Source organism: Robertmurraya siralis, from assembly GCF_005502275.1.
In the GTDB taxonomy this organism is placed as follows: Bacteria; Bacillota; Bacilli; order Bacillales; family Cytobacillaceae; genus Robertmurraya; species Robertmurraya siralis.
The window spans coordinates 283424-294749 of sequence record NZ_SWLZ01000002.1 but is presented as its reverse complement, the minus strand read 5'-3'; the positions used below and the strand labels follow the sequence as shown (position 1 = coordinate 294749).

At 36.6% G+C, this 11326-nt stretch carries 9 protein-coding genes; all 9 read left to right on the top strand.

Annotated features, from left to right (window positions below):
* The first annotated feature begins 14 nt into the window (after positions 1-14).
* The gene (gene dltC, locus FCJ93_RS04365; RefSeq protein ID WP_095309015.1) at positions 15-251 is read left to right on the top strand and encodes a D-alanine--poly(phosphoribitol) ligase subunit 2; all 237 of its coding nucleotides are present in this window, start codon (positions 15-17) and stop codon (positions 249-251) included.
* Entirely contained in the window at positions 251-1420 is a 1170-nt protein-coding gene (dltD, locus tag FCJ93_RS04360) for a D-alanyl-lipoteichoic acid biosynthesis protein DltD (RefSeq protein WP_137743012.1), read from the top strand. Before dltC ends, dltD begins: the two co-directional genes overlap by 1 nt.
* A 555-nt stretch (positions 1421-1975) precedes the next feature.
* Entirely contained in the window at positions 1976-2665 is a 690-nt protein-coding gene (locus FCJ93_RS04355) for a response regulator transcription factor (protein ID WP_095309010.1), read from the top strand.
* Positions 2662-3927 carry a HAMP domain-containing sensor histidine kinase gene (locus FCJ93_RS04350; protein WP_095309008.1) on the top strand — a complete coding sequence of 422 codons (1266 nt, stop codon included), beginning with the start codon at positions 2662-2664 and terminating at the stop codon, positions 3925-3927. The genes FCJ93_RS04355 and FCJ93_RS04350 overlap by 4 nt, the downstream gene beginning before the upstream one ends.
* Before the next feature lie 134 nt (positions 3928-4061).
* Complete coding sequence (locus tag FCJ93_RS04345) at positions 4062-4823, top strand: ABC transporter ATP-binding protein (RefSeq protein WP_095309005.1); 762 nt, start codon at positions 4062-4064, stop codon at positions 4821-4823.
* Between the two features lies 1 nt (position 4824).
* Positions 4825-7170, top strand: a complete 2346-nt coding sequence (locus tag FCJ93_RS04340) for an ABC transporter permease (RefSeq protein WP_235879412.1) — start codon at positions 4825-4827, stop codon at positions 7168-7170.
* Positions 7171-7373: 203 nt separating this feature from the next.
* A complete protein-coding gene (locus FCJ93_RS04335) occupies positions 7374-10145 on the top strand; it encodes a sigma 54-interacting transcriptional regulator (protein ID WP_095309002.1) in 2772 nt (923 codons plus the stop codon).
* 265 nt (positions 10146-10410) lie between these two features.
* Positions 10411-10851 carry a PTS sugar transporter subunit IIA gene (locus FCJ93_RS04330; protein WP_095309000.1) on the top strand — a complete coding sequence of 147 codons (441 nt, stop codon included), beginning with the start codon at positions 10411-10413 and terminating at the stop codon, positions 10849-10851.
* Complete coding sequence (locus FCJ93_RS04325) at positions 10829-11305, top strand: PTS sugar transporter subunit IIB (RefSeq protein WP_095308998.1); 477 nt, start codon at positions 10829-10831, stop codon at positions 11303-11305. The genes FCJ93_RS04330 and FCJ93_RS04325 overlap by 23 nt, the downstream gene beginning before the upstream one ends.
* Positions 11306-11326 lie beyond the last annotated feature (21 nt).

Genomic DNA, 11326 nt, shown 5'->3' with positions numbered 1-11326 from the left:
AGGAGATTTTTATAATGGATTTTAATCAAGAAGTACTTTTAGTTTTAGCAGAGGTATGTCAGGACGATATTGTAAAGGAAAATCCGGATATTGATCTATTCGAGGAGGGAATCCTTGATTCCTTCGGAACGGTGGAACTGCTGATTGCATTTGAAAATCACTTTAACATTACCGTGCCGATAACGGAATTCGATCGGGATGAATGGAGCACGCCAAATCAAATCATAAAGCAGTTGAATGAGTTGAGATAATGAAAAAGCGTTTTTTATTCGGGCCAATCATCTTGGCATTTTTCCTTTTTTTCACCGTGATCTTGATCCCAAAAGCATGGCTGTTAAAGCTTGTTCCTAAAGAACGCGTCGAAACTGCAGCTACTGAATTAAACCCAACGATGTTTCAGGGGATGTATCTTCAAGACAAAGCGCTTGAAGATCCGCAATATTTGCCGATTTACGGATCATCGGAATTGTCCCGGTTAGATGCATTCCATCCGTCTAACTATTTTAAAGTAAACAATCAAGGGTTCACGCCTTACCTAGTCGGAAAAGGCGGCTCACAGTCTTTGATCCATGCGATCAACTTTGCGGTACGGTCTGATCAATTAAAGGGCAAGAAAATTGTTTTCATTATTTCTCCACAGTGGTTTCAAAAAGGCGGTTCAGACGAAGCTCACTTCGCGCCGAACTTTTCGGCTTTGCAGGCTTACAATCTTGTGTTTAATCAAAATGATGATTCCGAGCTGAATAAAAAACTCATCAAACGCATGCTTAATTTTCATGCAGTGAAAAATGACGTTCTGCTTTCAGCTCTTTTTAAAGCCGAGCTCGAGCAGGACAAAGTGGCATTGTCTCTTCTGACTCCGCCGGCAAAAGCTTACCGAAGTATTCTGGAGAAAAAGGATATCTACTATTCCATCGTTAAAGGAATCAGTCCAAAGAGGACCATTTCTCAAGATGTAAAAAACAAGTCGTGGGATGAATTAAAGCAGATGGCCGAAAAGGTTGGGGCCGAAGAATCCAACAACAATGAGTTTAAAATCTCAAACGGCGTTTATAAGAGGTTGGAACCACAGCTAACAAAGCTTAAAGACCGTAAAAAAAATATGAATTATGCTGAGTCCGTTGAGTTCCATGATTTCCACCTCATGATGGATGTATTGAAAGAATCCGGTGCAGAACCACTATTTATCTTAGTTCCTGTACATGGGAAATTTTATGATTATACCGGCTTCCCAAATAAAGGTCGGACTGATTTTTATAAAAAGATAAAAAAAGAAATCGAACAAGAAGGCTTTCAAGTCGCTGATTTAACAAATCATGAATATGATCCGTATTTCTTGAAAGATACGCTCCACCTTGGCTGGAAGGGCTGGGTTTACGTTGATGAAGCGATCGAAGATTTTTATACAGACGCGCAATAAAAGTAAAGCGAATATACACTTGATTGCAATACGAAGAGTCATGCCATCCAGAAGGGAAATGGAGTGTGGACGTCTGCTTTTTACAGAAGATGAACAGTGTATCGTTGTTCTCATTATGGGGAGTTAAGCCCGGATATTTTCGGCAGATATAAAAAAGCAAAAGGAGAAAAATGCTTGATTTTTCTCCTTTTGCTTTTTTGAGCTATGAGTCATTCGCAGGTTTTCCCTCAAAAATTCCACGATTAATTGGCAAATCCCGCAATTCTATGCAAACTTTCTGCTTTCCAGATCAATTTAAAATCATTTGTAAGAGTAAGAAACTGGATGTAAAAAATAAATATAACAGTTAAATATGCGGTCATGAGGAAATTAACGCAATAGCCAACCTTTGTTTAGACATTTGCTGAAATCCACTTTTTCGCTTGGAGTTTACCATAGCTCAAGTGAGTTTTTAACATGCAACTCTTAAAGATTTACACTGCCTAATTAAATCTAATGTATACTGTTAGTATCCCTGATAACATGTGAGGATAATTTTTTTCAAGGAGATTTACAATGAAATACGATTGCTTGATTGTAGATGATGAACTTGCGTTAGCTGAGACTACGTGTGAGTATTTTAATATGTTTGATGTTAGGACAGCATTTGTAACAAGTGCGGAGGAGTGTGAGCTTTTTTTGCAGGAACATGAAACGGCAGTGATTCTTCTTGATATTAATTTAAGGGAATGTTCTGGTTTTGATTTATGTAAAAAACTGCGGCAAACGATGCAGATTCCTATTTTATTTATCAGTGCCCGTTCGAGCGATGACGATGTTTTGATCGCTTTAAATATCGGGGGAGACGATTATATTCAAAAGCCTTATAAATTAAGTATTCTCTTAGCAAAGGTCAAAGCAGTGCTCAAAAGATATGGCAGTGCTTCGAATGATCACCAGGACATCCTAACATTTGGACCAATCCAAATTGATACAAAGCTACAACGAGTCAAAGTGAATGGAGACGCCATTCACTTAAAAACGATGGAATATAAACTTCTTTCTTATTTGGCAAAGCATAAAAATCGAATCATTTCTAAAGACGAACTTTTCCAACATGTATGGGGAGATGCTTTCGTGGGAGATGGGACCCTTAACGTTCACATTCGCCACTTGCGTGAAAAGATTGAAAGTAATCCGAATGACCCGCAATTTATAAAAACAGTATGGGGAACAGGATATGTTTTAGAGGACCACGATCAATGAAACTAAAGATTACCTTGATAACAATGCTAGTTTTTTTTAGCGCAATAATTGTTTTCTCCGTGATTACGATAAGTAATAAAAATATGGCAGAAGTGGATGTTGTGGCAATCAATGATGCAGTTAAAACAATCGAAAAAAATTGGGGCCAAGTTAGTGATGAAACATTTCACAATGCTGAGTTAACACAACCATTTTTGATTACGGACCATTTAGGAAACGTAATCTATCAAACACCTGACGCGCAATTTATAGATGTATATGATTCTATAAAAAATAGGGATCTGTTTATCGATTTGCAGAAGGATAACGAATTGGTCGGAAAATTGATTATTCGCAATAATGAACAGGAACTCGTCCAGCAAATGAAATGGGAATTGCTTTTATTTGTGATTTTTTTCGTTGGTTTATTAATGCTGATAAGCATTTTTTACATTTTTTATCTGAACAAAACTTTATTGCAGCCATTTCATCAGCTTCAACAGTTTGCCGCTAATATAGCAAGAGGCAATTTCGACATCCCTTTAAATATGGAGAAGAATAATTACTTTGGTGCATTTACAGAAAGTTTTGACTTATTGCGTGAAGAGCTTGATGCTGCCCGGCAAAAGGAGTATGAATCCAATCGCAGCAAGAAAGAGCTTGTCGCGACATTAAGCCATGATATTAAGACGCCTGTTGCTTCCATTAAAGCGGTTAGTGAGTTGATGCTCATGCAAGCAAAAGATGAGAAGATAGTTAGGCAAGTGAATACGATTTATTCAAAGGCAGAGCAAATTGACTTGCTTGTGACAGATATGTTTCACGCCACTCTGGAGGAACTTCAACAATTGAAATTAAAAGTCACAGAAGTAGCGAGTGATGTGCTTGTGGAAATGATTGAAAATGTCAATTATGACCACAAAATTGAGTATGATCCTATCCCAGCTTGTATCATTTTAACGGATCCGCTGCGAATCCAGCAGGTAATCGACAATATTATCAGTAACTCATATAAATATGCAGGCACCAAAATTAAAATCGCTTCGCAGATTAATCAAGAGTACCTGGAATTGATGATTAATGATTTCGGAGCAGGGATGAGTGATGAAGAATTACCCCTAGTATTTAATAAATATTATCGCGGGGGAAATGTCGCAGGTAAAAACGGCTCCGGTCTTGGTCTATATATCTCAAAGTATTTCATGGAAAATATGGGTGGCGATATTGTCTGTTACAACCGCAATGATGGATTTACAGTCGCTTTAAAAATCAAGCTTGCATAATAATTAATAATTGGTTAAGAATTGCACAAAGATTTAATAAGGAAATGTTTTGTAAGATAAGACTGTAATCTTTTATACAGTCTTTTTTCTATGGCGAGAAGATACCAACTTTAATATAAAGGGAGATGCGCACGGTGACAAAAACAATCATTAGAACGGAGAAATTGTGTAAAACCTTCTCAAGTGGTGGGATTCAACAGCATGTATTAAAAAATCTTGATATACGTATCGTTGAAGGGGATTTTACCATAATCATGGGCAGCTCGGGTTCTGGAAAATCAACGCTGCTTTACGCTATTAGCGGGATGGATAAACCAACTTTAGGCGAAATTGATTTTGCCGGTCAAAAATTAACTAAGTTCAGCAATGATCGACTGGCTATATTTAGAAGAAATCACTGCGGCTTTGTTTTTCAACAGATTTATTTACTAGACAATATGAGCGTACTCGATAATGTGTTGGCGAGCGGTCTTTTAGTTAATAAAAATAAACGGGAGCTTGTTAAAAGAGCAAAAGAGTTACTTCTTCAAGTAGGAATTAATGAAAATTCATGGTCTAAATTTCCAACTCAATTATCTGGGGGTGAGGCTCAGCGTGTTGGAATTGTCAGAGCGATCATTAACAATCCGAAAATACTGTTTGCAGATGAACCAACAGGGGCATTAAACTCATTATCTAGTAAAAATGTTTTAGACGTATTCTCAGAGATAAATCGCTCTGGACAAAGTATCGTTTTGGTCACCCATGACGTAAATACGGCCCTGCGTGGAAATCGCGTTATCTATTTAAAGGACGGGGTCATTTGTGGCGATTTACAACTAGGTTCTTACAGTGACGATGACAATCTCGAACGTCATGAAAGACTGAAAGAGTTCCTTGCAGAAATGGGGTGGTAATGTGAAAATACTGAATCTAGCGCTGGCGAATATTAGAAAAGGTAAATCGGCTACAGCTTCTTTGTTTATTTTTGTTTTAGTGGCTTCATTATTACTCAATATTGGACTAATGGTTGTTACACAGGTTAATCCTTTTTTTGACGATAAAGTTGATCAGTTAAAGGATCCCCATGCCATGTTTGTTATCAACAAGGAAAGCTATCATCCTTCCCGCAGTGAATATTTAGAGGACTATCAAGGGGTAACAGAGACGGAAAAGGAAGATGTTATCCATATGGAGAATTCCACTTATAAATATGGTAATGGTGAATTGAATAGCAGTGCGGTTATTTTTAATGCAGATGCCGAACGTAACATAGGTGCGCCGAGGTTTATTGAAAAATTAGATTCTCCAGGCACCAATGATATTTTTGTTCCATACAGCTTTAAAACAGATGGGGGTTATCAACTGGGGGATCAGTTTACCTTAACATCACAAAATAAGGACTATGAATATCGGATTTCTGGATTCTTTGAGACGACGATGATGGGTACGAACAATATAGGCGTAATGAAATTTATGCTACCGGAAACCACTTACCGCAAATTAGCGAGTGAATTGGACAATCGTTCAGAAGCGTTGCTGTTATCTGTGATCATGGAGGATAAAACAGAGTCCTCCCAGCTAAGCAACGATTTTATGAAGGAAGTTCAACTTTCTCAAAAGGATAAAGCGGGAGCGTATATTTTTGGATTGGATATCGAAATGGTTAAAAATGTGAATACATTAACGATTAATATTGTCGCAACAATATTAGTTGCTTTTGCAGCCATTATTGTACTTGTGTCACTAATTGTGATTAGATTCCGCGTTTCCAATAATATAGAAGATGGGATGGGGAATATTGGAGCTCTTAAAGCGATTGGCTATACAAGCGGACAAATTCTTTTATCCATTATTCTGCAGTTCATCTTAATCGCCCTTTGTGCGAGTGGAGTAGGGGTCGTCCTATCCTATGGATTAATGCCCCTTTTCGGCAATATTATCTCGTCCTTATCTGGATTAATATGGGTACAAAAATTAGATATTTTTATTAACTTGGTCAGTATTGTTCTTATTGTTTTTTCCGTAGTTATCGTTACCTTATTTTCAGCTTATCGAGTACGTAAAATTTTACCGGTTGCGGCACTTCGAGGAGGTATTCAAACGCACAGTTTTAAAAAGAATTACTTTCCTTTGGAAAAGACAGGCGGCGATCTTCATTTCGTCCTTGCGATTAAATCGACGTTAGCAAATGCAAAGCAAAATATGATGATCCTCCTCATTGTTATTGCTTTGACCTTTGCCACAGTTTTTTCAGCAGTACTGTATTATAACATTGGTTCAGATAAAACAGCATTCGTAAATATATTTGGTGCAGAACCTGCAAATTTGATGATCACGGTTAAGGCGGATGCAGACATAAAGGAGCTTTTGCACAATATCCAGCAAATGGACCATGTTCAGAAAGTAAATATATTCGATTTAATTGAAACAAAGATTGAAGATCAAATAGTCTATACAAATATTACTGATCACTATAATCAATTAGAAAATAATATCGTCTATGAAGGGCGGCAGCCAAAGCATGAAAATGAAATAGCACTTTCATGGGTTGTCTCCGAACAAATCAACAAGGGCATTGGCGATATGGTTGAATTGGAATACGGGACAGAAACAAGTTCATTTCTCGTAACGGGAATCAGTCAGTCTATCGGTAATTTGGGGCAGGTAGCAGCGGTGACAATGGAAGGGATACAACGATTGCAATCAGACTATACAGGTACTTCCCTTTACGTCTATTTAGATGGAATATCGAATAAAGATTTTGTTAAAAATGTTCAAAATCAATACGGAGAGCAAATCATTGAAACGCTGGATATAGATGAAAATATTGAGAGCCAAACAGGGATGTATACCGCTGCAGTGCTTGCGCTTATGCTCTTAGTGTTATTGATTACGATTTTAGTCGTTGTGTTGATTCTCTATTTAGTGATCAGGACGATGATTATTAAGCGAAAAAAAGAGTTTGGGGTCATGAAAGCATTAGGTTATTCAACCCTGCAGTTAATGAATCAAATATCAATTAGTTTTCTACCAGTGATAACGATCGGCGTTGCTTTAGGTGGAGTCCTTGGGTACTTTTTCACAAATCCTATGCTATCCGTCTTACTATCGGGTGCAGGGGTTAAACGCTTGGAATTTACCATTCATTTGCCTATTATTATCTTAATTTGTAGCAGCATTCTGATTTTAGCCTATATTGTTTCTTTGCTCGTTTCACGGCGAATTAAAGCAATTTCAGCGTATGCGTTAATGACAGAGTAAAGTTTTGCCCGGAAATTATCCGTCTGCTAAACTATTTTGTTGCCCGGCATAGTGAGAAGGCGTAAAAGCTATTAAAGTAACAGAACATACTACAGTTCAAATTGTTGTGTTGAAACAAAAGTAAAAATAGTCTAAATTTAAGTTATGAAAGCTTTAAATATTCTGAAATATTAACATAGAGTTAATAGGCAGGAGGAACAGCGATGAAGAATGAGATTGTTAATTATATGGAAGTAGCGACGTCTGATTTTTCCTTTAAAAAAGGGGTCCGCCTTGAAGCTTATCAAACAGAGGTGATTGCAGGACATTTTGATATAGACCGTACGAGGGCAAGTAGAATACTAAATGATCTAACGAAAGAACATATCTTAATAAAAATTAATACTCGCCCTGTATGTTTTTTTCATAGAGAGACACTAGAAAAACAATATGGACAAATTAAGAAATCAATATATGAAAGCTTGGATGCTTTTGAGAAGGAAATGTCTTCAGACAAATCTGAGGAAATCTTCAAAAGGTTAATTGGGTATGAGAAGAGTTTAAAGGAACCGATAGAGCAGGTTAAAACTGCCGTCTTATACCCTGATAATGGGCTACCTTTATTATTTCTTGGTCCTACTGGAGTAGGTAAAACTTTTCTCGCGAGAATTTTATATGACTATTCACGTGCGAAAAAAGTAATCGAAGATCATGCTCCCTTTTATGTATTTAATTGTGCCCAGTATGCAAATAATCCGGAACTTTTATCAAGCTATCTATTTGGCCATGCGAAAGGGGCCTTTACAGGGGCCTTAAAGGACCAAATTGGCCTCATTGAGCAGGCCCATAATGGCATATTATTTTTAGATGAGGTTCATCGTTTGAATAAAGAAGGGCAAGAAAAATTATTTACCTTTATGGATCAGGGAATATTTACTCGATTAGGCGAAACTAGTGTTGTGAGGAAATCAAAGGTTCGCCTCGTTTTTGCTACAACAGAAAGTCTATCTGTTTTTTTAGATACTTTTATAAGAAGAATTCCTATTACAGTCAATGTTCCTAGTTTAGATGAAAGAGGGCAAGACGAAAAAAATCAATTTATTCACCATTTCTTTATGGAGGAGAGCAAACTACTTGGTTTTCCAATTGAAGTAACAAATAAGACGCTTGATATCTTAAACAAGTATCATTACACCGGTAATATTGGCGAGTGTAAAAATATGATTAAATATGCTTGTGGATTCGCCTATTCCAAGAAGTCTAGTACAACAGATAAAATACATGTAACTCTTAAAGACTTACCAAAAGACATATATAAAAAGTCGCCGCAACTTTTTAACCATTATGCTGCAAGGGAAGGAAGTATTCTATTTTCACCTGATAGTAAGCCGTTTAATTATGTTCATGAAATGAAGATTTCACTGATTGAGCAAACCTTTCAAAATTGTCTCAATTACTACCAAAAATTTGCGAATCAAATTTGGAATGAATCTGTCCTGATTGACAAATGTACAGATGAAATTACAGCAATGATGGATAAATTAATATTCGAACGGCCGAATGAATCAAAAAATTTAATGATGGAGTTCACTTTATCAACGGTGCAAGATATTTTTAGATATTTGGAAGTGAACTATAATGTGAAGTATGATGGAAATAGCGTTTATACATTGTCGTCCTATTTGTTTTTCAAGTCAATTCCTTTTCAGTTAACAAAACAGGAACAGCATATATCAGAATTAATGCTTCAGTTTATTAAGGAGTATTACAAAACTGAGCATTCAATTGTCACAAAGCTTATGTTCATTATTGAAAAACGATTGGATATAAATTTATATATGGAAGATATTATTTTAATGACATTGTTTTTTTGTAAGGCAAAGATTAAGAATTTCAATAATCGAGTTAAAGCGATGATTGTAGCTCATGGTTATGCCACTGCCAGCAGCATTGCCAATGTATGTAACCGGTTATTAGGAATCAATGTTTTTGATTCGATTGATATGCCGGTAGACGCAACTGTACGAGACATTACGAAAAAGATGCTTCAATATATGGAGGAGCAGGATACAACCTCTGGACTTGTTGTATTAGTAGATATGGGGTCACTAAGCTTGATACATGAACATATCAAAGATGCCATTGATGGTCCACTTCTCTTTATAGATCAAGTATCAACTCCAGTCGCCTTAGAAATTGGAAATCATTTAATTCAAGGTAAGTCCGTAGAAGAAATCATAAGCCCCATTAAGGAGTTTGTGCAGCCTAACATCAATTTGTATTATCCAACAAAAGGAAGAGAGTACGCGATCATTACTTCCTGTTTTACTGGAATAGGGACCGCAACCCAAATTCAAGAGCTCCTTTCAGAAAGTATTGAAGATTTACTGGAGATAAAAGTAGTGGCACATGATTATGATCGATTAAGAAAGTATGGAAAAGCAGAAGCACCGTTACGAATTTATGATGTGCTTGCCATAGTAGGAACTGCCAATCCAGAGATTGAAGGAATTAACTTTATCTCATTAGAGGATATTATTTCGGGAGAGGGAGAAGATGATGTATTTCGTATATTTGGCAAAATTGCCGATGCAGAAACAATTCGTCAAGTGAACGATCGGATCATAATGAACTTCTCACTAAGTAGAGTGATTGATTCTTTAACAATTCTGGATACAGAGAAGATCATCCGCAAAGTTGAGGTAGGGATTATTCAATTAGAAAAATTGATGGGGCAAAAACTTCCTAATGATAAAAAAATCGCTCTTTTTGTTCATGTTAGCTGTATGATTGAACGCTTAATTAGAAAAGCACCAATTACTGAATACCCAAATATGAGTGAATTTGAATCTAATCACACTGATGAAATCCTGCTAATTAAAAATGCCTTTAGTGTGCTAGAAGAAAATTATAGTGTGAAGATGACGTTAGCAGAGATTGGCTACATTTTTAATATTATTCAATCTAATTTGCTTGAGAGAAAGAAATTAATATAATATCAGACTGCTGGCAAACGCTCGCTTTCTTTGTTGCTTCGCCTTGTCCGGTGCCATTACTTATTATAGTAAACACTGCTCCTCCCAAGGCTTCGCTCTGTGATTCGACAAACGATTTCGCTCAGTCTGAAGGGAAACGGCTATCTATTTATGAATTGTCTACATTCTGATAATATTTATTATTTTTTAAAAAGCATGTCACTAGTTGGCATGCTTTTTGCATTATCAATATCTGAAAAATAAAAAAATGATATGGGGGTTGGAAATGAAGCACTTTTTAATCGCCACTCACGGAGAACTTTCGAAGTCATTTATTGAAACAGTGGAGATGATTGCTGGAAAGTCGACTAATGTTTCTTATTTTGGAATGACGAAATTAAAATCCGGTGATACGGCGAAAGCAGAATTAAGAAAAATATTAAAAAACAAAAAGGAAGATGAGCACTTTATTGTATTGACAGATATTTTTGGAGGAAGTGTTTCTAATATTTGTACGGAACTACTTCTGGAAAATGACGATTTTGATATTATCACAGGTGTAAATTTACCAATGATGCTGTCCATGATTTTAGCAGACGCGGATCTGGGTGTGGAAGAAACGATCAGTCAAGGTATTGCGGCGGCCCAGGAAGGAATTATTCATATTAACAGATTTATAGAAAAGCAGAAGGGATGTGCAAACGATGATCTCATTATTACGGATTGATGACCGTTTGATACATGGCCAAGTGGCATATGGATGGACTTCGGCACTTGGAGTAAACGTTATTCTGGTAGTGAACGATGAAGCACAAAAGGATCAAATGAAGGCAATGGCTCTAAACCTTGCGAAACCAAACAATGTAAATTTGTATATTCGCGGTGTTAAAGAATCTGGAGAAATTGTTGAAAAATTTGCTGGTTCTAAAAAAAGCAATGTCCTAGTTCTTGTAAAAAATACGGATGATGCCTTGTCTCTTGTGAAAAATTCCGGCGGCGTTATAAAAGAAGTAAATGTTGGTGGACTCCGATATGCAGAGGGAAAAAAGAAACTAACAGATTTAATAGCAGTTGATGAGCAGGATCTTTCTAATTTTAAAGAAATGGAAAAATTAGGAGTCAAATTGGAATTTAGGATGCTGCCGCGAGATAAGAAAAAAGGACTGGACGACCTAATCTAAAATAGAGAAATTGAGGTGAGA